Below are 25,646 nucleotides of genomic sequence, written 5' to 3' on the forward strand. Positions count from 1 at the left end.
ACCCTGCGTTGCAGTTGACGGCGGGGGACTGTGCCGTGGTCAGAGTTTTGTGGTCTCTCAAAGTTTTATCTTGCTATCAAACTTTTGTGGTAATTCTCCCCGCCGCACCTGAACTTTATCGTTAGCTAATATAAAAGAAACTCAACGGGAGGTGACAATATGGTAATTACTATTCCATTAGATCAAATGACTACAGCAGAAAAACTTCTATCAATGGAGAACATATGGGATGATCTATGCCGAAGGGCAGATGAAATCTCTTCTCCGCCCTGGCATGGGGAGGTTCTCCAGCAAAGGGAAGAAAAAGTAAAGAAAGGGGTAGAGGAATTTACTGATTGGGAGAATGCCAAAGGGAAAATAAAAGAGTCTGTTTCATGAAAATCAAAATTCTTGAATCGGCATCCCAGGATTTAATCGAAGGCTACTGGTTCTACGAAAAACAGCAAGAAGGTCTTGGTAGTTACTTTCTCGATACATTGTTTTCGGATATTGATTCACTACAGATTTATGCTGGCATTCATCCCATATATTTTGAACGATATTATCGTTCACTATCTAAACGTTTTCCCTTTGCTATTTATTATCGTATTGAACAAAGAACAGTACTGGTATATGCAGTGCTTGATTGTCGTCGAAATCCAGCATGGATAAAAGACAGATTAAAATTAAGAATCTAACCAGTCGTTGCAGCGGACGGCGGGGAGCTAACTGCTTTTCAAAAGTTTGTGGTTTATCAAAGTTTTGTCTTGCTTATAAAGTTTGGTGGCGATTCTCCCCGCCGCCGCTGAACTCAGTGTTAGATGTAATCAAAATGCGTCATGGCGTAGAATTGCAAGGGAGGTAGATAATATGAAGACTTTTCCAGCGGTTGTTGAAAAGTGTCGTGAATCTGGTTTATACATTGGCTATGTGCCAGGCTTCCCAGGTGCTTACACACAAAGCAGAAACACTGGATGAATTACAAAGAAACCTTCGCGAAGTTATTGAAATGCTGTTTGAGGACGGTGAGCCAGTAATTGAAACCAAATTTATCGGTACACAAATGGTGGCGGTTGCCTAATGAGCAAGTATCCCATTCTTAAACCTCATGAAGTAGTATCGCTCTTGGAAACCATTGGCTTTGTGGAAGTGCGTCAAAGAGAAGAGGTTCGCATAAGCAGTATCGACATCCAGAGGGGCGGACTACAACCGTTCTTCTCTGCAAACTCTTGCGTCTCTGCGGTAAATTACCATCTGAACAGTTACCGGATTCTATAATACAAGGGAAGAAATGAACATGCAGAAATATTTCAATACTCATAAGATTCAAGCAGTAGAGAGAGGCAGGTCTAAAATAAAAACCTGCCTCTCCCAACAATAAAGGGGTGAGAAAAAGGATATATTTTCCACCTGTGCAATTAGAAATAAAGGGATAATATTTTGGGGACGCTGTCCCCAAACCCCTGCTGGGGGATTGCAATCCTAAAGTCCCCCTTTATACTGTTTGCCATAGAAGCTTATTTGGGTTATTCTATAAGGTAGTATTGAGGGATACCTCCTAATCATTCTCTTCTGGGGGATTTTACCCCCCAGAAGAGAATGATTAAAAAGCATTCTTTCAGTATAACCTTGCAGGAATAATCAACTAAGCCTGTAGAGCAGATAGTGTATAGGGGGTTTGGGGGATGGGGCATCCCCATTGGGAAAGGGAGTTTCTCCAATGGGGTCTGGGCAAAGCCCCAGAGCATCTTCCTTAATTTTCTACCTGCACCGGTCGAAGATTTTGGTAAAATATTCCCATAATGAGCAAAAGTTAATCAGACTCATCTGTTCTGTTTTAATATCGATGCAGGTAAGAATCTTATTGTCCTTTAGACGGGACACCATAAGAACAAAAGTTGCTATTGTTGGTCTAACGCAAGATATTTCATGATGGGCTTCCTTTTATTTTAGATTTTGTTATATCAGTATAACATACCTGTCAATCTATTCAAGGGTGCCCGTCTTTACATATTATCAATTTCCTATCAGTAGAAAAAGTGTAGTAATCGGGTTCATCACTACTACGGCACTCAAAAATGGCTTCATCCAGTATGGGTCTCTTTTAATTTTCCTATAAAAAAGAACCATAGCAACAAACGAATATGTGATAATTATAAAACCAAACACTGTTTTTATACCTATTCTCCCTGATAAAATTTTCGAGCTGGACCTCGGGAAAAGGAACACTCTTTATAACTCTTTATTATAGTATTTCTTTTAAATCATTCCTGTCTGTGTGTTAGCACGGCAGAACTGTAGTCTAATCAGCCTGTTATAGAAAGTTACCCCTCTGTCTCTTAGGTGATTCTTCTATTCTTTAAGACTTTTTGCCGCACCATCTTTATGTACAAGTTAGTAATATAACGACCTCTTTTGTCTCCGCAAAAGTTACCCACATGGACTGAGATAGGAAGTATTCAATATTAAACCATTGGAAGCACATATTTGTAAAAATTCTTCAATCTCCCTTTGTTCACCCCATAAATTAACCTGTCCATTAGAACTTACACTTACAGTGAGAATTCTTTTACCATACCTGCGCAAACAATGATTATGATTAAAGTTTTCACCCGATAATATGTTTTTATCTCCTCTTTTTTGCTGAAAAGATTTCTGTTTTTCCATTGTCATTCTCTCCAAAGTTAATCATCTTTCAAAAATAGGTATTTCCGAATTTACTTTGTTTGAATATCTTCATCATCCTCAAGTAAAAGCAACTCATGGTCTTCTTTGGAATAATTATCTTCTTCAGATGGTTGTTGAGATAGATTCAATTTATCTGGAGAAGAAGGTGGCTGTTCCCATTGTGGAGGAACCCCACCTATCCCTGGTGGATATTGACCTGGTTGTTGCGGATAATTTACTCCCCCTATTGGTTGCTGAGGGGGCGGAGGCGGATAATATCCACCTGCTCCTGATGGAGGTGGATATTGACCTGGTTGTTGTGACCAACCTCTTCCTCGAGTTGGCTGTTGAGGTGATGAAGGATGGGAGCGGATTCCTTTAATACGAAGTCCAGAACCACTATCCTGTGGTGGAGCTATAGGTGGTTGTTGTGGTGATGGAGGTGGATAAGGGGGCCATGGATGAGGGCCACCGTATTGTGGTGGATACTGACCCGGTGGAGGAGGTGGATAGTAAACTGGTTGTTGAGGTGGTTGAGGTCCATAATAAGTTCCTGAAGGCGGAGGAGGTGGACTACCCCATTGAGGAGGGCCACTATATGGCGGTGGATATTGGTCTGGTGGAGGTGGATAATTCCTTACCTGTGGTGAGGTTGATATATAAGTAGGTTGACCATAGGATGGTCGTTCTCCGATTCCATCAGAAGAAGAAACTCCATGTCTTATAGGTCTCCGAACAGGAGGTGCTATGGGAGGTATTAATCGTTCTCTCAGTAAAGTATAGATATGGGGAAGAAAGTAAAAGAATATAATGATGCCTAACATAATTGTAAAAGTTATCAGTCTCTCAGGTATAATTTCCTGATGAAGAATTTGCTTGCGTTTTTCAGGATCTTCTGGTAGTATTAAACCAGGAATATTAGAAAAATTAATCTTATAAGGGGCTGACTGTACATTGTTACTAAGTTGGACCTTATATTCTACAGCATCAACCAATTTTTTCAATTCAAGATTAGTTTTAAAAACAAGTTGATACTCCTTAATAACCCCTAATTGTATATCTTGATAAATTTGAATAAGTCTATCGCTTGAAGGAGCATAGTAGTAATCACCATGAGACAAAAAAGCAAAATCTTTCAAGATATTCTCATCTATACCAGAATCATTTCTATATCGGGGATTTCCAAATCCTATAGTATAAATAGGAATATTTACCTCTTTAATCTTTTCACAAACTGGATTCACATCTGTCAAACCTGTTTCCCCTTCTCTAACTCTAACATCATTCTTTCCATCAGTCAATAAAATAACTATCTGTCTCCCTCCTTGTGGTGATATAGATTCTAATGCTCTGATTGTAGCAGAGTATAGGGCTGTGTTATAAGTTGTTGCTTGAAGAAATTCTATTTGGTTTTTCAGTTTTTCCTTATCAGAATAGAATACTATCCTAGAAACTTCAGGTACATAACTATTAAAAGCCATTATTGCTACTTTATCGTAGTCCCGCATATTTTCAATAAAATGATAAGCTGATTCTTTAGCAGCATCTATTTTTCTCTTCCCTTGACCACTATCATTAGCCATACTTCCACTTGTATCTATTGCCAATACTGCAATCAATGGAGTATTACTTTCTCCGATAATAGTTATCTCCTCGGGAGTTCCTATGTTCTTACCATTTTCAAAAAGAGTAAAATCTTCTTTGACTAATTTTTCACTATAAGGCTTTTTCTCCTCATTAAGAACGGAGACATAAGCTTTCCCATGAGGACAGTTATCCATTTTCATTTGTCGCAAATGAACTGATGAGATTTCCTCAGCTAAACATCGATTAATCATCATAAAAAGCATCACCATTAATATTAAACTAGTTTTCCTTCTCAAAAACATCTTTCTTCACCTCCTAATTTGTTCTCTTGGAGGAAGATTTGAAGAATCACCTGACGAACTTCTTACTTTCAGAAATCTAAAGCAGCTACTGCCCAAACAAATAAGGTCTCCATGTTGAAGCTGTTGCTTTCTATCAATTTTATGACCATTTACATAAGTTTCCTCTCCTTGATTTGGTAGCTCATAAGGTGAGATAAAAAACTGTCTTCCTTCCCAAGAGATTGTTGCATGAAGGGAATCAATAAGTTCATCTCCGACTATTTGAATGTTAGCCTTTGAGGAAAATCTACCTGGGTCTCCACTACCAATAATATTTCGAGCGTCACGGTAGAGAGACTTTTTATATTGCTCGCCATACTTTGATGATTTATTCCCTTCTACCCCTTGCAAATAAGCATCTGACCCCAAGATACAAGCAAAACTTACTCCTGAAGCAATAGATGCTCCCAGAATAGTAATTCCCCATGCCATAGAGACAGTTGGACCAAATATGGTACCCAGAAAGTGATGTATAAAACCTCCTATCAATCCTCCAATAGCTCCACCCAGAAGTCCATTAAGTGCCCGCCGCATTGACCTCCATCTTATCGCCTCTGCTATACTTACTAAAACACCTAAGGTGGACCATCCAAACATTCTTCCAAAATATGGAATTGTATCTTTGGTTGCTTCATACAGATAGAAAAATACTACTCCACCTAAACTACCACCAATGATTCCAGTTAACGCTCCCAATAGGAAATCACCAAGACAGGTAGTAATACCTGAATCCATAATTCTTTCAAGGGCACAAACAAAAGAACCAATGAATATTCCTACCAGACAACCCACAGCAACAGCGGTAATTAGTGGAGAAAATGAAAGGTCAACTATCCAACACGAGGTAAACCAGCCCAAGAGTCCTGCCAGACAACCTGTAACTCCAAAATAGTATATACTTCTAAAAAAAGTCATCTTTTATACACCTCTTATTTGTGCTTCTAATTCCCTTATTTTTTGTCTTAAGGGAGCATTAGTCTTTGTTCTTTTGACTTCTTCTATAATTTCACTCAACCATTGAGGCATTGTAAGAGGAAGCATACTGTAAAAATTAGTTGCCTCAAGAGCCAAAAGCGATTGATAATCATAGATAAGGGGGTCATGATTTGGTTTAAAATCAGCAATAGCATTTTTCAAATGGTCTATATTTACCTTTTTGGTCTTTGCATATTCAGCCGCGCGTCTTACAATGACCTCAATAGCGGAACCAGTCAAACCTTCTGTCTCAACGGTTACAAAATCAAAGTCAATACCATCATCATATTCTATTTTTACCTTCTTTTCCATCACTTCAAAGATACTCTTTCTATCCTCCTTATCTGGGGGTAAAAGGGGTATAACCTTATCAAATCGACGAAGCATAGCCTGGTCCAGAACATCTGGTCGATTAGTTGCGGCTACCCAAATTATCTTACCTCGATTAGAATTATCCGACATAAATGTTAATATCTTAGCAAAAATACGCTGGCTTACTCCACTATCTCGACTATCTGTCATCCGAGAACCAAAAGCTTGATCAACTTCATCTACAAATACTACTACTGGTGACAGTGCTAGTAAAATATCAAATACCTTAGAAAGATTCCGTTCACTTTCTCCTACCCACATACTGCGTATGTCCTTCATTTTCACTAAGTTCATCGTTGCCTCTTTAGCCAGTGCTTCTGCCAGAATAGTTTTACCAGTCCCTGGAGGACCAACTAACAAAATTCCCTTAGGAAGTAATTCTACTATGTCTAAAAGGATATTATCGTCTTTTATCTCTTTTTTTTGCTCAAAATATCGTTTTATATCAGCCACTTTCTCCTCAAGAAATTTCTTCACATGGTCCAAACCACCTATCGAGTCAAAGCCATGTTTTGGCTCCATCACTTCTAACAAGTTATTACTTTCTGCTTCAATAATTTCCTTCTTCTTCTCTTTCACTAAATCATAACTTACATTAATTCCCAGAGCTTTAGCAGAGTTAAAAAGATAATCTAAATCTTTAAGGTTAAACCCTGCGGTTATTTCAGCCAGTCCTTCCAATGTAGTCCCTTCTTCTAATTTTATTTTAGGCTTAATTTCTTCTAATGCCTTCACAACCTCTTCTAAAGTGGGAATATCTTCACCTGGCACCTTTTCCTTCTCTGATGTTGAAACTTCTTCTGAAGAGGGAGAACTTTTTTCTTCTGGCATATTTTTCTTTTCAGAGGAAAGAAATCTTAGAAATGCCAATCGTGTTTTTGCATCTGGTCGATCTATTTTAATAGCCTTACAGCCATAATGAGAATAGATGTCTGGATGGACTGCACCAAGATTTGGAGTTACTAATAGAACTATGTTACCAGTATCCTGTCTAATCTTATAGTTCGAAGCCCACCGCTGTAATGTCTCAATCAAGATAATAGCATCTTTATCTTGAGTCCCTGCAGGCAGCAATTTATCTACATATTCGATAACGATGGCAGTGCGATGTTCCTTTTGTAACAGAAGATGTTCAAAATTAGGAAAGACTTTCTTAGGGTCTCTGAATGTTTCATCCTGGGATTGCCTAGCTTGCCTCCCAAATCCTTCAACAACTTTGCGTGACTCTGTTGAAAGGTTTTTTAGTCTTTCTTCATCAGATTTTTCTGGTTCTTCTTCCTCACCAGCACCAAAAATAGGTAGAGCAAATCGTTTAAGTATGTCTTTTTTTGGCACTAAACCCTCTGGATAGGTAATTCCAGCTGACTGGCAATAGAATAAGATAATATCATACTTTAATGCCAGTCGCATGGTTAAAAATTCACGCAAGGATAATTTACCTTTTCCTGGCACATAGATAAAATCATTCACATTAAAGTAGAGAAGAAACATATGAGAGGCATTAGCATTATAGACATTATTAAGTTCTTCCAGCCAGGCAGGAGATTCCCAATTCTCTATAATATTAGTTTCTGACATTAATTAACTCCTTTCTTTTTCTTGAGGACTAATTTGTTTAACCATAGAGGTAGGAATAGTTTCTTCTAAAAGTTCTACAAAATGTGGGGAGATACAAACTTCACCTTGGGTATCTACCTCTACAATCCCTTTACCCTCAATCGAAAAAGTTTTGATAACCTTATTTTTACCAATAGTTTCTATTTCTATCTTATCATAGCCCATTTGGTGGAGTGATAGTAATATTCTATCTACTACTATATCTTGCAAAGTTCGCTCATCTTGAATAAGTTGTGGAATTGTTCCTGTTCCTTCTTTTACGCCAGTTACCTTATAATTTAAGTATATGCCTCGATTTTTTAACTCATCAAAAAAATGCTGTAACTCGGGTAGACAGGTAGCCTGACCTGCCTCATCGGATTTAAACCCATCGAGGTCATACAAAATTTCTCCCTCCGCGGAAACATTGACCCTAAAAATTTTCTCTCCTTTTATAGCTTTGTAATATATTCGCTCTTTTATTTCAGACTTTTCAATTTCTGTATATTTCATTATTTGAAATACCTCTTCTATCTTTTGACTAATATGTGCCTGAAGATTTTGATTGAGGGTATTAATTGCCTTTTCTTTAATCTGATTAAATTTCTCCTGAGCATATTTTGCCTGGGACAGAGCATCATCTAATCTACCAGTGCGAAACATCTCTTGAGCTTCAGCTAAAGTCTGTTTTGCTTCCTCAAAGTTGTCTTTCAAAGTAAGTCTAACAATCTCTCTAACAGATTGAAGTGACTCTTCTTCACTCTTTTCTAACATTTCTATAATAATCTCAGCATCTTCTACAGCTTTATCAAAATCTATTTGAATCTGGTTTGTTCTTTTTTCCCAGGTTTCTTTTTCTATCCTCAACCTATTACTTAAGTTAGACAAATGTTTAGTTATATCTTCCATGTGCTGCCAAACTATCGTGTAATTCTGGTCTTTCCAATTAGTGGTTATATCTCTAATCTCATCTTCTATTCTGCTAATCTCCTGTTGATTATTAGAAGGAAAAGAACCTGCAATTGTCTCTGTTTCTAATAAATCCAACTCCGCTTTCATTATCATTTCATGAATTTTCTCTGTCTGCTGATAGTGCTGTTCCTGAAGAACATAAGCTTTCTTCATTGTCTCTTGAAGCACACTTAAGGCTTCTTCTGCAAGACTATAAGAAGATGGAAATTCTCCTCTCTCTAAATTCTCTTTTCCTCGCTGTTCAATATTAACTATCCTATCTATTGCCTCTTTTTCTACAAATGGCAATCTCTGAACTTTTTCTAACATAAAATCCACTTCTTGCCAATTCATTGAAATTATTTGTTTAGCTGTTCTTTCCTCAGCCTCCTGGCCTAAAAATTTCAATTCTTCCCTAAATTGCTTTTCTTGCTGGAGATATTTCTGTCTTCTTTGTTCAATCTCCTGTTGCTCTTTAATAGCCTGTTTATGAGTCTGAAATCGTAATTTTTTATCTTTTCCTCGCTCTTTTTTGATAACTTCTGCTTTTTTCTGATGTTCTTTAATTAATTTAGTAACTCTCTGTTTTTCTTTCTCAAGCATCTTTTTTACTTTTTCTCTTCGTTTCTGAGCTATCTCTTGAGCGGTGTTATTAACTACTTCATATAACTTACAACCACAAAAAACCAATCCTTTGGCACCATAATAAACTCCGCTTACTGCTGCCCCTAAACAAATTCCTATTACATCTGCTCCCCCTGCACTACTCATTGGTATTCTCCTTTAAACTACATCTTGATTATTCAACAAATTTCGACCTGTGCGGTTAGGTTCAAATAAAATGCAAGAAGCAGATATTCAATGCTACAAACAGGTCGCTCCTACGGAGCTACAAACATATTGCTTTTGCGGAATGCTACAAACAGATTGCTCCTACGGAGCTTTATTTATATTAGCTCCAGAGGAGCGGTCTGTTTGTAGAAAGATTATATCCTTACAACATAATTAGCTCCAGAGGAGCGACCTGTGTATTCTTTTTCTCACCCTAACCGCACAGGTGGACAAATTTTATAAAGCTCCTTTTGTTGCCTCTTGAGAAATCCTCATCCTGTTCTTCAAATTTTTAACTTCATCATTTAAGTCTTTGATTTGCTTTTTCAAGTTTTCATTTTCTGTCTTCAGTTTGTTACACTCATCTACAAGTTCATTATTGACCTTCTGTAAACTCTCCTTATCTGCATTCACTTTCTTAAGTATTTCTTCTATTTCTTTTACCTTATCTGCTTTCTGGTGATTTTGTTCTTCACTTTGTTGAAGTTTTTGAGATAAGATTTCATTCTCCTTTGCTTTTTGAGAGATTAAACCTTCCTTTTCTTTTAATCTCCGCTGAACTTCATTAAGTTCAAATTGAAGGCTATTTATTTCTTGCCTATGTTGTGTCTGTAGTATAGTAATCTGACTATTTAAAGAACGATTTTGAGTAGTTAGATTTTTTATTTCAGCCTTATAGCGTTCTATTTCAGTATGTAATTGTCGAATCTCTTTTTCCTGTCCTCCTAATAAGAGCGATGGGGTCCTACTCATATTAGAAACAGGAGTTGGTTTTCTTTTTCTTCGTACCCGTATATCTTTTATTTTCACACTCGAACTATTTTGCATGTGATTATCTCCATTAAATAGAACGGCATCGTTCCACCCACATTTATCCTCCTATGAAATTATCCAATTTGGTGATTGTAACCTTAGCTACCTCACTCCACTTACCCTTTCTCTCATTATAGTCAATAGCTCTAATTCTATACTCAAGGATTTTCGTCAATCTGTTACCTCTGCCCATTCTGCCCTACTCATTTGTTTTCTTCTTTCAAACCTTCATTTCTCCTTACCCCCTCTTCACCACTATCGACATTCTGTAACGACTGGTCTTCCTTATTTACATCTGATGGATTAGACATTTCTTCTTTTTTTACACTTGGTTGAAGTGGTTGTTGAGGTGAACCCTCATCCTTTTTTACGGTTGGACCTTTTTTTTTATCTTCCTTTTCTCTCTTTCTTGTGTTTGTATTCCAATTATTTTGCTGGCCCTTCTTTCTTTCTTCTTGGATTGTAACCTTAACCACCTTACTCCACTCCCCCTTTTCATCATTACAGCCAATAGTTCTAATTTTATACATAAGGTTTTTCTTTTGTTTTGGTGACCACTCATCGCTATATTCTTTTGAATTCCACGAATATATATCTTTTAGTTTTTTAAAATCCTCCTCTCCCACTTTTACCTGAATTTCATAATATTTAACGGAACTATCTAAATTATCATTCCATTTCAAAATCACAATTTTGCCATCTTTTTCCAGCTCAGCGTTGAATCCCGTAGGTGCTTCTAGTTTAGGTGGTATTGGTTCCTGTGGTATTGGTGACGAAAACTCTTTCGTATAAGATTTATCATTTTGTAACTTGAGTGTTAAAGTATATTTGTAGTCTTTTCCCGGTAAGACATCTGTATCTTTATACTGCCCATTAATTATCTCTTGATGACTAAGGGTTAGTGATTTATCATGCTCATTAGATGATGTTCTCTTTAAAATTCCGTCTTTGATTTCTTTTTCATCTACTCCTTTCAACTCCCATTTTACAACTAATCCATCTTTAGATAGTTCGGGGCGCAATATATCAAATATATCATTAGAGACTGGATTACTTAGATTATCCTTTTTTTCTTGAGGGAATTCAACAGGCCGTTCACTAGGGATTTCAACAGGTTGGAACATAAGGAAGATAAGGTAGATAAAGATGACAGCCATTACAATCATTCCACACCAAAGGATTATTTCCATCACATCCTGGAAAGTAATTTCCTCCAGAGATTCAATAAGCTCACCCCAAATTTTTTTAATTGGATTAGGTTTTTTAGGACGGTATTGAGGTTCAGTTTTCTCATTAGATTGCCGATTTTGTCCTTTTGTAGGAATATTATTAACTCTGCGAGTTGAATAGTTATCCATGCAAGGGGAATAGTCATCCAGATAAAATTCAGCTCTACATTCTGAGTCTAACCTATCATTTTCCCAGATAAAGTATCCTGCTGTCTTCTTTTTAGGTTGAATAACCAAAGCTACATGCCAGGGCTGCATAAAATTGGTTTTCGCTAACTCTCGGTCAGGAGGAGAGAGTGAGATATCGTGACTTGGATGACTATGATACCAACCCACTTGTTTAAGATGTGAATACTTCTCTTGTTGTAGGTTTTTTACCCTATTTTTTTCTTGAGGGGTAAAGACAAAGTGGTCGTATCTGGCATTGTCATACTTCATAGGAATGGCTTCCTCAATATGAACCATATATGTTTCTCTTCCCATTTTCTTTACTGGAGGAGGCACATACCCTAACAAAATTCCTCCTGTTTCATTAGGAATTTTTTCTTGAGATTGAAAAAAGATTTTTTTGTAGACCCTCTTCACACAAAAAATTTCTACTGGAGAATTGGATACCTGCCAGGGAATCGTCTCGCCACTTATCTCTGTCTCCTTACTATTTCGTATCCCTTTTATTCGTAGATTAGTAACATTTTGGTTCTCTTTCTCTTTACCCAATTCTTTTTCTTTCTCAGGGGGAGGTGACATAGCTGATTGAGAAGATACTTGACTCTGTCTGGGAATAGAAGGTTGTATAGATCCTATTTTATGTTCCCACTGTTCTAATCTTCTTTGTAACCAATTTTCTTCCTTTTCCTTCAAGTCCATACTTCACCTCTTATATTTCAAGACTTTGCTTTTTAGTAGATTTCTCTGATGAATCCTTGTGCAATACTATTTTGACCCTTTTCTCTCCTAGTTTTAAAGGAAGTGTCAGCCCTACTCTACTTAAAGGAAAGAAGTCAGGATGTTTCTCTTTATAAGCCAAATACCATTCTTTGGCTTTAAGATTCATCCTCGGGTGGTCATCATCGAGGTTTACAGACCAATATTGTATCAATTTACAACACTGGACACAGGCATAAATCAAGTTACTGTCCAGTGGATACCATTCGAAGAATAAGCATACATCCCTTTTCTTATCCATATTGGCATTAGGATGAAAAATATCGGTTACCGCGATTACAACTGGTCGAAGAATAGGATAATCTCGTGACAATGTTAATCTAAGAATATGTTCATCTTCCTTTATTATTGGTTCTTTCTTATCGTCTAATCCACTAATTCCCTTTATCTTCATCAAAATAATTTCAATCTCTCCTGGAGATAGCCCCTTCACTCTTAGATGTTCAGGATTAGCCGTTGCTAACCGTAATAATCCAGCCCGGTCTTCTTGAACCCGGTTCGTGTTCTCATAGGCAGCTACTTCTGATGGGTCATATACTGAAATAACACTTCCTGGTGGGACACCCATGTTTGACAAACTATTATCAAGAAAGAGCTCCTCTTGATTCCAGAAAACAGAGTACTGAACCTCTTGTCCCTTTTCATCATAGAGACGGATAGGATATTCTGTTCCTTGAGAGGTTCTGATAAGGTCTCTCAAGACATCTATCAAAGATGTCTCATCATCCACTTCTACACTATACTCCTGCTGACCTTTTGGTGTAGTTACTACAAAAATAAAATTATTAATCATTAGTGATACACCTCCTTCAGAAGATTAGACTTTAACTTGACTTTTGAACGGAATAAGCAGGAAAATCCTCTTCAATCTTCCCCATTTCTCTCATTAAGAAGATTATCAAGATACCATTTGTTGGCTCCAAATCCAGAAGAGTTTCCGTTTTCTTTATGCTGAGTTTTCTTTCTGCTATTCTCTTTATCAAAGCGGGATTAATTGGTAATACGCAGTAGTTATTGCCCACCTCTTTTATTTCAGGGATAAAAACTGGTAATAAATCTACTATTGATACATCTGCTGGCAGCCGTCCTGAATATAGTTTCAACTGAGCAAACAGAAATGAAACAGCAAATACTGTAACGATAGGTCGAAGAACTAATTCTTCACAAGGAAAGATATTCTGTTCGTAGAGTCGCTTTTCGTTGTCTATCCAAATTCTTTTCTCTGGATGAACTAACCGATAATCTGTTATTCGAGATGCCTCTCCCTTATTCCATACTTCATTTGTTAATCTTAGGAAGTCAGGATGGTTAAATATTTGACTTACGGGCTGAAGACAATCTACATCAATCTCCACTCCTCCTTTTTCTCCAAATGTAGTTATCTTCATTTTAATAGACATAGGGTATGCAGTAATACTCTCCCCTTCTTCTAAAACAAATGGAGTAGGGTCTTGTGCTTGAAGTAATTGTTTTCTACCCTTAACTAAAATGAAATTATTCCACTTAACATCTTGTTGTAGATATTGATACAGAGAATAGATAGGATACCTTCCATCCGTAGGGAAATATAATGAAAATTTTTCCCCCTGCCTATCTTTGCTAGTCCAATTAAGGATCTCAACTACATCAGGGCTTTTAATCAATAGAAGATTTTCATGATGTCCCCTTAATTGTTCAAGAGAGAGTTTTAGATTTTTAACAATACCCCAGGAATTACGGTTGGGAGAAAAAACAGCTACATTAGTTTGCGCTTCTCTCCACTTAATTTCAGCTAAAAGTTGTGTTTTTATGTCTTTCAAAGAGGTATTTGATGGAAACCCTCTTCTTTGTCTAAAAAGTGATGGTTGACCTTGCAACAACTCAATCCACTGGCACAGTTTATCTTCTTGTATTATCTTCCAATTACCTTCATAGGTGTATATATTAGGGAATAAATTCATTTCTTATACCTCCTCTTCTTTCCTTTAACTCTTCGTCTTTTTATAACTTCTGAGATTAATTTTGCACTCAGGATTGAGGCATCTCCAGCGATTAGGTACTCCCCAACAATCTATACATAAGATAGTATCACAGTTAGGGCACTTTCTTAAGTCCAAGCTCTGTCCATCGCTTCCACTATTTCTTCGACAGAGTGGACATATATAGTTAGGTATCAATAGAGTATTACCAAGTGCCTCTGGTATAGGTTCAAATTGAGTAGATGGAATAGCTGTTCTGACTACTTTATCTTTTTTACCATACGCTGGGAAAAATATAATCGTGAGCACCCCTATTATTACTCCTACCGCACTTGCTATTAAAATCAGAGAATGCTCATCAATGAATTTGTTTAATTCTACTTGAGAGATTTGTAGAATCAAATAAAAGAACAATAGAAAATTTCCTATTCCACAACCTATACCTTGCACTAGAACAGTTAGAAGTCTCCACCTTTGAACCGACCTCAGTAGAAGAGCAATAACACATCCTACTACAAATTGGAGAATACCAAATACTATCCATGGAACCTTCACCCAAAAGAGTATCCCTCCTAATATTGCACCAAATAAGCTTATCACTCCTGAAACACCAAAATTTCTAATCTTATCCATATTCTGTTTTAATCTTCTCATGAACAGATTTTTTCTCCTTTTCATTCAAAATTCATAACCTCCATTTCATCACCAGTCAATTCATAGAATTTACTTATACTTTTCTTTCCATCATCTATTACTGCCTCTAAGATATCCAGTTGACGCAGTCCTCCTTGTGTTAAGGTCAAATTAAGGAAATCAACATTTTCATCTAACTCACTCACAGACTTAGCTATTTCTTGAGGTGTCCCACAATGAGAGCAACTTTGATGCTCTATAAATACATACGGGGATTGATAAACCTTCTCAGTCTTTTTGCAATTAGGACAGGAGGCAGAGATTACCAAATCATACCAAAGACTAATTCTTGCCTTCTTACCCAAATCCTTTTTAACTTTTTCAAGTAACTCGCCAATAGTGGTAGAATTAGAGTTAAACTCTTTAACCTCAATTATATCTTTTTCTGGGATAGGGGAACGAATTTGATGAATAAGACACTTTGGGTTACGGCGACGAGTAAATACTTCCATTTTATGGTCTTGTGTATCTATGTGAATAATCTTATTCAATAATGGTGTTATTTCTTCATTATTCATTAAAATTTTAAGTCCTTCTTGTACCTGAAGAGCACCAATAAGAGAAGCCATCATAGGTGTAGAAGGGACAAATCCTCTTTTTTCAGATTCTCTCTCAATTTCAGCGCAGATAACCCCTCTGCCTGTTCCTTTTTCCAGAATCTCCTTTACCATCTCTGATGATAGAGAACAAGCATAACAAGCTCCTGCAGGAACATCAAAAACTGTTACTGCTCCCCGTAAGACATTAACATCATTTAACCCGGCATCAATCCATGGTTTTTTAACCCGGATACAGGCATCGTTTAAAATAATACGGGGCAGGCGGCTGTCAAAATCACAAAAAATAAGGTCCATTCTACGCAATACTCCTAAACCAAGTGAAGCAATATTCCCATGAAAAGTAGCTACTTTAACATCAGGATTAACTTCCTTTATTTGCTCAGCTACTACCTCTACTTTAGAACGGCCAATATCTCTTTGGCGAAACATTATAGACCTGGTTAAATTAGAGAGCTCTATAATTTCCTTATCAACAAGTAAAATCTTACCACAGCCAATAAGAGCTAAGTTTTTAGCCACTTCATTGCCAATGGCTCCTACTCCACCTATCAGAGCCGTACTATTCTTAACCACACCTTGTTTCCACCCGTGGATAGTTTCTAATCTAGAATATCTTTCTTTATCCTCATCCTCTTTATCTTTTTTACTGATAGAAATTTGCTTTTTGAGTGTTTTGGGTATTATATCCATTTGTGCCTCATTATGAAAATATTTTACCACAAATTTTGTCCTTTGTCAACAAAAAATTCGGCTTTTTAAATCCAAAAATTAGTATCGAAAATCTGCTCGATTAGGACAAAATCATAAAAATGGACATTGCCAATAGTGATTTTGGACACACTTATCCCACGGAAGGTAATTGAAAGGTCATAAAAGAAAGAACTAAAAAGCAGGTGAGAACTACGACGGGTATCATCTTCCATGCCAGGAACCATTATAAAACCATCTCTTAGCCCCTGGCATATTCTTCAGGGCTTCCTCAATATCTTCTTTTTTGGGTGGTATCTGAAAATAACGCTAATAGTGAAATTTATGCAGATTTGGTGTAAAAAAGAGGATAAGGAGATAAGGGCGATATGGAGATAAGATAATAGAAATAGATTGAAATTTATAGAAATAGGTAGAAATTGATTGTGGAAAACAACAAATTTCCATAAATTTCTATTAGTTTCTACTAATTTCAATTTTTTTAATAATATCTCCCTATCTCCTTAATCTCCACATCTCCTTTTCGGACACTATTTCAACCTTTATGCTAGATTAAGACACCACCAAATATTTCAATACTCATAAGATTCAAGCAGTAGAGAGAGGCAGGTCTAAAATAAAAACCTGCCTCTCCCAACAATAAAGGGGTGAGAAAAAGGACATATTTTTATTCCCAGAATCTACCTGTTAGTCTTAGGTAAAATCCGCTGGCTGAATAACTATCATCAAGTATCTCACCATCTTTGTATTCGATGAGGTTATATCCTAAGACAAATTTAAAGTGGCTGTTAAATCCAAAACCTAACTCTAAGATAGGATTTAGCTTATAGTCATTGGTCAAATGTTGATGTAGAATTCTATACCCGCCGGTTATATCCAACCTTTCGTTAATATTATAAGTTAATCTACCCATTATAAGGTCAATATGAGAAATAATATCCTCTACCTCTATCCTCCTCATCGCATACTTTCCCAAAAGGCTCCATTTATTAGTTGGAACATAGATAGATTCTAAGGAAGCAATAGCACTTTTATTACTAAACTCATATTTACTCAATAAATTGAATTTATTAGTCTGAGGAGGTCTGTAGGCTAATGCAAGTAACAGCTTTGATTCGCAAGAATCAGTTTCTGTCCCGCTATCCTCTTTTTTACTCTTCTCATAGGTATATTTCAAGTAGGTTGTTAATCCGTTAAGGAATTTCTGTTTTAAGTCTGCAATTAGTAATGCGGTGGAATCATTAACATTTCCCTCTCTGGAGTAAGAATATTTTAGAGAAGAGGTTAAGTCATTATTAATTTTTTGGTTAAGTTCAACTTCTCCTGAAATAGTCTCCTCTTTATCCAATTCTTTCCTAATTTCGTTTTTAGCTGACAATTTTGTTTTATCAGTTGGTGTAAAGTTCACCCCAAATGAATTAGTGGTGGAATCAGTTATCTTCCCTGCACCAATCTCTTTTTCTGCATTATTTGCCGCGGAAATGACTATCTTTGGATGTGGTGAATAATCTATTCCAATAGTAGTAGCTATGGATTTGGTCTTCGTCCCTTCGATGTAGTCAGCCTTCCAACCAAGTGCACAGGAGGTATTTAGCGATACCAATTCAAATAGCTTAGTTATTGCTCCTATGGTAAGGTGATGTTCTCTAAGAAGATGTTTGCCATGTGCCATTTTATTAGTTAAATCATATTGGATAGAAGGTGATACCATATCATATTCTGATGTTAATTTGAGGCTAATGTCATGAGTTATCGTATCTAAATCACGATTAATAAAATTATCAGAATCTGTAAGGCTGTATTTTAATCCAAAATCATGCCTACCTATTGAACCTCTATCTCCTAAAGTAAACATCTGTTTACGGCTCTTGTGAATTTGGTTACTCACCTTATTTTCTTCTTGAAAATTTGCAAAGAATGTAGAATTATCAAGCTCCTGTTTAAACCCCAGTCCAAATATATCAGTTTTTGTCTTATTTTTCTTGGGCTCATTAGTAGTTATCTTCTTTTGAACATATAAGGCTTTATCAGTCATTAGCTTGTAATCAACTCGTGAGCCGTATTCTCGGATATCCTTTTGAGTAGTAAGATTAGTGATGTCATAAAACTCTGGTCCATACTGGTTAAAATCGTCTCTTTCTTTATCAGCAGTAGCCTCAATTTTATTAGAGAAGTTAGCTCCAATTTGATGATAAAAGGTCTTAACCTTGCATCTATCGTTTGAGTGAGAAGATAAGGTTTCTATAAAAGAGGCAGAGTTGTTAACTTTTGGATTTAATAGTTCTAAGTCTCCATCGGTCTGGGCATATTCACCCTTAATAGTAAATTCTTTGCAGGGATTAAAAGAACTATCTAACCCATAAAGGTGGTAGTCAGTTGGAGACTGTTCCTCTTTGATATAAGTTGTACCTACTTCTAAGCTCTTATGTGGTTTTGTTACTCCACGAAACCCATAAATGGCATGTTTGTAATCTGCACCTATGGGAATATATTCATAAATCACTACAATATAATATCTGATTCCTCCACTTTCGATTAAAGGGACAGGCTCTTCAAATATCAACCTTCCTGTATCATAATCCAGGGAATAGTCCTTATCTTTTTCTTTCTCTATAGTGGCAAAAACTTGTAAGTTTTTCTCATCCCGGGTTTGGATTTTAATCTTTTCACTTCCATCCACAATTGGGCAATGTGTAAGATAGTAAGGGCCACAAATTCCCCTCCCAGGTATATCATCCCGAGCACTAACTTGTCTTGTAGAGGCACCAAATACAGTAATCCTGGAATTGGCGATATGTTTTTCTATCTTTGCTCCGGTAAGACTTCTATGATATGTTGATAATTTATTTTCTCCTAATGCGGTTGAATAATCGCCATAAAGAAGCTCTAAATCCTTAGATTGTAATTTTAGAAAGATAGGGTCAGAAGATGGAGTGTTATTAACGACTTTACTATCATCACCATAGATTGGATAGTAATCATCTGGATTAGCCGGAGAGGATAATTTATCCTTGCGAGTTTTCTTAGTATCAAGTGAAGTAGTAAGTTGATATTTATCTTTTAACTTAGTTTTTAAGTAAAAGGCTAAGCATCCTTTATATCTTGCACTATTTCCATACTTTTTACGAAATGCCTTTATATTTCCAGTGACCGTATCTTCTTCCATTTCAAGCTCTGCTAATCCAATAAAAACAGGCTTATCTGTGTAAGTAGCAGAGTATCTTTTATCCGCTGCCCTTAAGATACCAAAGTCTAACTTTGCCATTCCATGAGGAGAAAGATCAATAAATTGTGGCTTAGTAGTACTTAAAGAATACTCATCAGATAAGGTATTTATGTCAATCATTAGCAGGTGACGACCTGGTTTAACCGCTGGAATTGAGTATCTACCTTCATCATCAGTAATTACACTCATCCCATTTTCCATAAGGATGCTTACATTACCAATTCCCGCCTCTCTATCTTGCTGTATCCCATCACCATTAGTATCCTCATATACCTTGCCAATTATAATCCCATGCTCTCTAAATACTCCATCTTTAATCCTGACTATTGCAAATACATTAGTTACTACTTTCTCCCCTTTTTCAGCAGTGCCCGATACCTCTGCTAAGTTCTTTTGGTCACCAGATTCAGCATCAATCCCAACTAACACCTTGTAAGTTAGTATCTTTTCTTCATTAATTGGGAAATCGCCAATCTCCCAGGTAAAAGGATTTTTACCTATCGGGTCTTTAAAGCAGTCAGAATTTAACCTACTTGTCCCTTTGATATACTTAAAATTATATGGGAATTTATCTACTATTTTAACCTGATTTATCTTCCCATAGCCAATATTCTTAACCTTGATGGTATAAGTTATTATATCACCAATCTGAGCGGTTTTATCACTTGCCGTTTTAATAACCAATAAAGAGGTATTGTGGTCAAGATAGATATCCTTTGTAAGTGTCTGTCCTGAAATCAAATGGAAGGTAGTAGAGGTCTTTGGATAATAATAGTCTGCCCTAACTGTAAGATAGTAATATCCTGCGGCTAAATTACTAACCTGGGTGAGAGCGTTGCAAATGTCTTTTAGTTATGGTGCGGGTTTGGGGTGAGTTTTGAGTGATAAAAGATGCCAAAGCGATAAAAAAGAGATAATTTGCTTAGTTGACATCAAAAAGAGGAGGTGTTATATAGTTGTAAGTTCAAAAAAGAGAAAGCTTTTGTGTTTTCTGGTAATGTATCTATTTTTGCAACAACCAGGTAGCGGAAAGGCTCCACTGGAAGTAATTATGCCCCAGGTTAAAGATATGCCCTTTTATCGACTGGTTAATGACCCTCTGGGTTGTCTTTTGGGACTCCAAAATGTCAAGAGAAACAAAAAGATGGCAAGAAATGAGGTAAAGCAATGCCTGGGACCATAGATATAGCCTTAAGTCCTACGCAACGCTCTCTTTGGATTTTTTTCAAAAGAGCCGAATTTTTTGTTGACAAAGGATAAAATTTGTGGTAAAATATCTTCACAATGGGCACAAATGGATATAATACCCAAAACACTCAAAAAGCAATTTCCTATCAGTAAATGAGTAGTAAATTATTGTTCTGGAGATAATTAATGAATCAAGAAACGATTTTTATACAGTTTTTACATGATAAAGCACGTAATAGCATTATTTTAAATAATGGATTTTCGAATGTTTATAATGAATGTAAAAATGCGGGAGATTTTTTTTGGAGTAAACATTACTCTGAAATTTCAGCAATGGAAAAGAATTGTTTACCGATTAAGAATGGTAAAGCATATATTAGCGCCTTTTATTATGATCATTTAATGCAGTCCTATATATGGGCCAGACAATATCCTGATATTCGGTTTATAGCAGGAGGACCGGCAGTTCGGTATGCTAATTTTACCAGTCAAAATTTACCTTACAATTTAACCTTATCAAAAGGATTAGCAGAAAAAGTGATTTTTTTAAAGGACAAACCGAACAAAACTTGGGATATAGATATACCGGTAAATTTAATCAAAGGGAAGAATATCATTCGTTTTGCATATAATATTGATCGTCGTTGCTATTGGGGAAAATGTATTTTTTGCGATGGATATAACAAAGATTGGGAATCGCCTTTAAATAATAATATCGATAATCTCAAAATTCCTAAATTAAACGGAAATATTAATAAAATCGTCCGTCTTAACATACCATCAATTACACCAAAATTTTTAAAAAATGAAGTTCCAAAATTACCCCGGCGTAATGATGTGATCTTTGATTTTTTTATCCGTGCAGGAAAGGAGATTTTACCGGTGATTACTCAAGTGCTTGAAGATTGCGCTAATGGCATCGGTCCTGCACCGGAGCAATTTCGCTTTGTGATCGGTGTAGAATTCCCTTCCGATAGAATGCTGCAATACATGGGGAAAGGAACTTCCAGGGCACTCTTATTGAAATTACTTTCTTTAGCAGAGCGATATAAGATTTCAGTTGGTATTCCATTCATTTTTGGTTGGAATAATCTAACTCTCAAAGATGTCCAAGAAGCAGTTGACTTTATAAAAAAAGTTGAACAAATGGAAGCTCTGGAAACCTTTAGTACAGGTTTTACTTTAGAAATTCATCCTAATTCACCGGTTTTTAAACAATTTAAAACAAGCGAACTGATTCCGATCAGGCGTAAGATATTTAATAATGGGGAATGTAGAATCAAGCTCAACAAAGAGCAACAAGAACTGAATGAGGCGGTCAGAAGTTTTTATTTACATAGTAAAATCAATTCGTATTTATATGATAGCGAAATTGGTAATATCAATTATGAATAATTTTATATATTTGATTTTTTTATATAAGGAGAATCCATGCATACCGGCAGAATAATAAAACTCGGTGATGATATAGACACCGATATTATTATTTCAGGGAAGTATATGGTTTTTAAAACCGTCGACGAAATGGCCAAATATGCATTTTCGATATTCCGACCAGAAATTCCTTCTATAATTAAACCTGGTGATATTTTTATATGTGGTAAAATTTCGGGTGTGGGTCATCACGTGAACAAGATTCTGAGATTTTTCATTCATTAGGAGTATATTGTATTATTGCTAAATCCTTTTCCCGTTTATTTTATCGGAATTCGATAAATAATGGATTATTAGTGATTGAAAATTTAGAGTTATATGCTGAAGTTAATGTGGGTGAAAAATTAATAATTGATTTGCCAAACTGTAAAATAATTACGGAAACGCTAAAAGAATTTCAATTTGTAAAAATCCCTGAAAAAATATTGCAAATGATACAAAATGGTGGTCTGGTGAATTTTTATAAGAGATACAATCAGGCAGGCATTCATTAGATTCTTCTTACTAAAAAATTTCGACCTGTGAAAGAGGAATATTTTGATCGTGGTTAGTATAAGAAGGGGGATAAGGGGATAAAGGGGATATGGAGATATCAAAAGAATATCAAGAAAATTTACTTAATGAGATAATAATTCAATGTATTATTAAGGTACACCAGACACTGGGTCCAGGTTTTCTGGAAAGTATTTACCGCAGGGCAATGGTAATTGAACTTATAAAACAGGGATTGAGAGTTGAGACAGAGAAAGAAATACTAATCTACTACGAAGGAGAAGAAATTGGGAAACACAATTTAAAACTTATAGGAATTGATATTTCGGATGAAGCTATTCATATTGCCCGAACTTCCTATCCGCATATTGAATTTTTAGCAGGAAATATTCTGGAGTTACCGTTTGGACAAAATTACTTTGATATTGTTTTTGGCAATTTTATTTTGCATTTATTTTCATATGAATTAAGACATAAAATGCTTGAAGAATGCCATCGTGTTTTAAAACAGGATGGTATTGCAATATTAAGTGTAGCTTCGGTACATGATCCGGATTACGGTATTGGCAGAGAGGTTGAAAAAAAATTACTTCGTTAATTCACGAGGAGTTACCAAGTTTTATTATTCAAAAGCAGCAGTATATGATGAATTTAAACTGTTTAAATTGATTGATATTATGGATATTGAAGAGCATCATGAACATGATTTCCCTCATTCGCATAAAAGCTTTTTAATAATTGCTCAAAGAGAAGGTGTTAAAATATGACAATAACGATGAAATTCTCACAAAATTAAAGCCCCTGAACGAGTAGACAAAAAAACCACTATCATGTATTGTTTTTGATGAAGAAAAACGATTTAATCTCTCCAATAAAGAAGAAAAAAGAATCTTTTAGGTGAAGAGAAATTAAATGCGTTGGCTGAGAACTTGGGAATAACCCAGTCGGCCGTGTTTCAACACTTAAGGGTTTTGGAAGCATCTGGGTTTGTAAAAGATGAGCGAAAGGGTTACTGGATTTATTACACCTTAAATCGTAAAGTATTAGAAAAGTGCCGACAGAGATTGAATAGAATATGTACCTGTGGTTGTTTAAACCCATTCTATTTTATCCGTGTCAATCTGTGTTAATCAGTGGCTGAACAGTTACTTTGATGTCCTATGTATTCCCATGATGGCATCAATAATCTTTTCTGTGATGTGATTTATTTCCATGTCTTCTCTGTTCCTCTGCGTCTCTGCGGTGAATTACTATCTGAACAGTTACAAAAAAATCCTTGACTTTTACGAATAGTTATGCTAATCTTATTTAAACATTACATAAGGGAAAAAATAAGTATGGGACTGACAATTGTAGAAAAAATTATTGCTAAAGCAGTTCATAAAGAAAGAGTAACTCCTGGAGAGATTGTTTCTGTGATTCCTGATCTTATTATGAGTAATGATGCTACAGCTCATATTACCATTGATATCTTTAAGAAAAGAATGAATGGAGAAAAAGTAAAAGAGTCTTCAAAGGTTATTTTTGTAATTGACCATAATGTTCCTTCTAATTCTATTGATACTGCTATGGTTCATAAAAAGATGAGAGACTTTGCCAAAGAACAAGATATACTTATATACGATGGAGAAGGAATTTGTCATCAGCTACTTATTGAAAATCATATATTACCTAATCAATTTATTGTAGCTGCTGATTCCCACACTTGTAGTTATGGGGCATTAGGCGCCTTTGGAACAGGAATTGGTTCTACTGATAACGCAGCAGTATGGAAGAGTGGGGATATTTGGATTAAGGTTCCCTCAACAATCAAGTTTGAGATTAACGGTCCATTACCAAACGGCGTTTATGCAAAAGATGTTATATTAAAAATAATATCAGATATAGGTGTAGATGGAGCTACCTATAAATGTATGGAATTTGGTGGCTCTACGATAGAAAACTTATCTGTAGATTCAAGAATTACCTTATGTAATATGGCGGTAGAAGCAGGGGCTAAGACTGGTATTATAGCTGGCGATCAAAGGGTGCTGTCTTATCTCAATGATAGAGGGATAGGTAAATTAGAGATGTTCAAAAGTGACCATGATGCAGAATATGACAAAGTTTATCAATATAATGGTGGAGATTTTGAACCGGTAGTAGCATGTCCGCATAATGTAGGAAATGTCCGCCCCTTACGAGAAATTGAGGGGTTAAAGATAGATGAAGCTTTTATTGGTTCCTGTACCAATGGGCGGTTGGAGGATCTTATAATAGCTGGAAGAATATTAGAAGGGACTAAAATCAATTCAGGGGTAAGACTAATAGTTTCGTCTGCTTCTAATAAAGTTTTTAAGCAAGCACTTAACGAAGGGTTAATAGAGACATTTATGAAGAGTGGAGCAATAGTGATGAATCCAAATTGCTCTGCTTGTTGGGGAGCCTGTCAGGGAGTATTAGCAGATGGACAGAGGCTGATTACAAGTGGCAATCGTAACTTTAAAGGAAGGGTTGGTAGTCCCAACTCTGAAATTTACTTGGCATCTCCAGCTACTGTAGCCATATCAGCAATAAATGGCAAAATCAGCCAATATGTTTAAGGAGGTAGAGTAGACATGGAAAAAATTGAAGGAAGATGTTGGGTTTTCGGAGATAATATAGATACAGATGTTATCTTTCCCACGCAATATCTCTCATTGCCAGATATTCAGAAGGCGTGTAAATATGCCTTTGAACCTATTAGACCCGAATTTTCAAAGGAAGTGAGAGAAGGAAATATTATTGTGGCCGGGAAAAATTTTGGATGTGGCTCTTCCAGAGAACAAGCTCCTGCTGTTTTGAAAGAATCAGGGATTAAAGTAATAATAGCAAGGTCTTTTGCCAGAATATTCTATCGTAATGCCATCAATTTAGGTATACCTGTGATAGAATGTGATACTATTCAGGATGTAATTAAAGAAGGGGATACATTAGAGGTTAACATTACTGATGGAGAAATAGTTCATAAAAAGACAGGTATTCTATTTAAGGCTACAAAGATTCCATCTTTTATGATAGAGATATTTAACTGTGGGGGATTGGTAGAATATATGAAACAGAGAAATAAATAAACCCGGAGA

Annotated in this window: 22 protein-coding genes and 3 pseudogenes; 11 read left to right on the top strand and 14 right to left on the bottom strand. The window is 36.1% G+C overall.

Annotated elements, in window-relative coordinates:
* Positions 1–159 precede the first annotated feature (159 nt).
* From AB1422_00205 to AB1422_00220, 4 genes and pseudogenes are all read left to right on the top strand, one after another.
* Complete coding sequence (locus tag AB1422_00205; GenBank protein MEW6617772.1) at positions 160–378, top strand: addiction module protein; 219 nt, start codon at positions 160–162, stop codon at positions 376–378.
* Positions 375–677 (top strand): type II toxin-antitoxin system RelE/ParE family toxin, encoded by a 303-nt coding sequence (locus tag AB1422_00210; protein ID MEW6617773.1) that lies wholly within the window; start codon positions 375–377, stop codon positions 675–677. The genes AB1422_00205 and AB1422_00210 overlap by 4 nt, the downstream gene beginning before the upstream one ends.
* 172 nt (positions 678–849) lie before the next feature.
* Positions 850–1,060: pseudogene (locus tag AB1422_00215) on the top strand (type II toxin-antitoxin system HicB family antitoxin).
* Positions 1,060–1,193: pseudogene (locus AB1422_00220) on the top strand (type II toxin-antitoxin system HicA family toxin). Before AB1422_00215 ends, AB1422_00220 begins: the two co-directional pseudogenes overlap by 1 nt.
* Before the next feature lie 1,216 nt (positions 1,194–2,409).
* Here the strand turns inward: AB1422_00220 and AB1422_00225 are convergent.
* The 14 genes from AB1422_00225 to AB1422_00290 form a co-directional block, all read right to left on the bottom strand.
* The gene (locus AB1422_00225; protein MEW6617774.1) at positions 2,410–2,646 is read right to left on the bottom strand and encodes a hypothetical protein; all 237 of its coding nucleotides are present in this window, start codon (positions 2,644–2,646) and stop codon (positions 2,410–2,412) included.
* Positions 2,647–2,696: 50 nt separating this feature from the next.
* Complete coding sequence (locus AB1422_00230) at positions 2,697–4,535, bottom strand: VWA domain-containing protein (protein ID MEW6617775.1); 1,839 nt, start codon at positions 4,533–4,535, stop codon at positions 2,697–2,699.
* A gap of 6 nt (positions 4,536–4,541) precedes the next feature.
* On the bottom strand, positions 4,542–5,489 hold the full coding sequence (locus tag AB1422_00235) for an FHA domain-containing protein (protein MEW6617776.1): 948 nt from the start codon (positions 5,487–5,489) through the stop codon (positions 4,542–4,544).
* Between the two features lie 3 nt (positions 5,490–5,492).
* Positions 5,493–7,499, bottom strand: coding sequence for an ATP-binding protein (locus AB1422_00240; GenBank protein ID MEW6617777.1), 2,007 nt, complete (start codon positions 7,497–7,499; stop codon positions 5,493–5,495).
* 3 nt (positions 7,500–7,502) lie between these two features.
* Positions 7,503–9,239: a hypothetical protein gene (locus tag AB1422_00245; protein ID MEW6617778.1), complete on the bottom strand. Its 1,737-nt coding sequence runs from the start codon at positions 9,237–9,239 to the stop codon at positions 7,503–7,505.
* Positions 9,240–9,536: 297 nt separating this feature from the next.
* Positions 9,537–10,127 (bottom strand): hypothetical protein, encoded by a 591-nt coding sequence (locus tag AB1422_00250; GenBank protein MEW6617779.1) that lies wholly within the window; start codon positions 10,125–10,127, stop codon positions 9,537–9,539.
* Between the two features lie 188 nt (positions 10,128–10,315).
* Entirely contained in the window at positions 10,316–12,208 is a 1,893-nt protein-coding gene (locus AB1422_00255) for a Mov34/MPN/PAD-1 family protein (protein ID MEW6617780.1), read from the bottom strand.
* A gap of 10 nt (positions 12,209–12,218) precedes the next feature.
* Positions 12,219–13,079: a hypothetical protein gene (locus AB1422_00260; protein ID MEW6617781.1), complete on the bottom strand. Its 861-nt coding sequence runs from the start codon at positions 13,077–13,079 to the stop codon at positions 12,219–12,221.
* Between the two features lie 31 nt (positions 13,080–13,110).
* Positions 13,111–14,226, bottom strand: coding sequence for a hypothetical protein (locus tag AB1422_00265; GenBank protein ID MEW6617782.1), 1,116 nt, complete (start codon positions 14,224–14,226; stop codon positions 13,111–13,113).
* A 24-nt stretch (positions 14,227–14,250) separates the two neighbouring features.
* The gene (locus AB1422_00270; GenBank protein MEW6617783.1) at positions 14,251–14,898 is read right to left on the bottom strand and encodes a hypothetical protein; all 648 of its coding nucleotides are present in this window, start codon (positions 14,896–14,898) and stop codon (positions 14,251–14,253) included.
* Between the two features lie 20 nt (positions 14,899–14,918).
* Entirely contained in the window at positions 14,919–16,187 is a 1,269-nt protein-coding gene (locus AB1422_00275; protein MEW6617784.1) for a ThiF family adenylyltransferase, read from the bottom strand.
* Positions 16,188–16,252: 65 nt separating this feature from the next.
* Complete coding sequence (locus tag AB1422_00280) at positions 16,253–16,432, bottom strand: hypothetical protein (protein MEW6617785.1); 180 nt, start codon at positions 16,430–16,432, stop codon at positions 16,253–16,255.
* 82 nt (positions 16,433–16,514) lie between these two features.
* The gene (locus AB1422_00285) at positions 16,515–16,652 is read right to left on the bottom strand and encodes a hypothetical protein (protein ID MEW6617786.1); all 138 of its coding nucleotides are present in this window, start codon (positions 16,650–16,652) and stop codon (positions 16,515–16,517) included.
* A gap of 220 nt (positions 16,653–16,872) precedes the next feature.
* Complete coding sequence (locus tag AB1422_00290; protein MEW6617787.1) at positions 16,873–20,172, bottom strand: hypothetical protein; 3,300 nt, start codon at positions 20,170–20,172, stop codon at positions 16,873–16,875.
* A 136-nt stretch (positions 20,173–20,308) separates the two neighbouring features.
* On the opposite strand from AB1422_00290, the gene AB1422_00295 reads away from it, so the two are divergent.
* The 7 genes and pseudogenes from AB1422_00295 to AB1422_00325 all read left to right on the top strand — a co-directional run bounded on the left by AB1422_00295 (position 20,309) and on the right by AB1422_00325 (position 25,637).
* Positions 20,309–20,614 (top strand): hypothetical protein, encoded by a 306-nt coding sequence (locus tag AB1422_00295; GenBank protein ID MEW6617788.1) that lies wholly within the window; start codon positions 20,309–20,311, stop codon positions 20,612–20,614.
* A gap of 191 nt (positions 20,615–20,805) precedes the next feature.
* Positions 20,806–22,014, top strand: coding sequence for a hypothetical protein (locus AB1422_00300; GenBank protein MEW6617789.1), 1,209 nt, complete (start codon positions 20,806–20,808; stop codon positions 22,012–22,014).
* Positions 22,015–22,349: 335 nt separating this feature from the next.
* On the top strand, positions 22,350–22,547 hold the full coding sequence (locus AB1422_00305) for a hypothetical protein (GenBank protein ID MEW6617790.1): 198 nt from the start codon (positions 22,350–22,352) through the stop codon (positions 22,545–22,547).
* Positions 22,548–22,636: 89 nt separating this feature from the next.
* On the top strand, positions 22,637–23,143 hold the full coding sequence (locus AB1422_00310) for a GxxExxY protein (protein ID MEW6617791.1): 507 nt from the start codon (positions 22,637–22,639) through the stop codon (positions 23,141–23,143).
* A gap of 310 nt (positions 23,144–23,453) precedes the next feature.
* Positions 23,454–23,675, top strand: a pseudogene (locus AB1422_00315) (ArsR family transcriptional regulator).
* A 207-nt stretch (positions 23,676–23,882) separates the two neighbouring features.
* Entirely contained in the window at positions 23,883–25,127 is a 1,245-nt protein-coding gene (locus tag AB1422_00320) for a 3-isopropylmalate dehydratase large subunit (protein MEW6617792.1), read from the top strand.
* Between the two features lie 15 nt (positions 25,128–25,142).
* Positions 25,143–25,637, top strand: coding sequence for a 3-isopropylmalate dehydratase small subunit (locus AB1422_00325; GenBank protein ID MEW6617793.1), 495 nt, complete (start codon positions 25,143–25,145; stop codon positions 25,635–25,637).
* Positions 25,638–25,646 lie beyond the last annotated feature (9 nt).

It is taken from the genome of bacterium (assembly GCA_040757115.1).
Taxonomy (GTDB): domain Bacteria; phylum UBA9089; class CG2-30-40-21; order CG2-30-40-21; family SBAY01; genus JBFLXS01.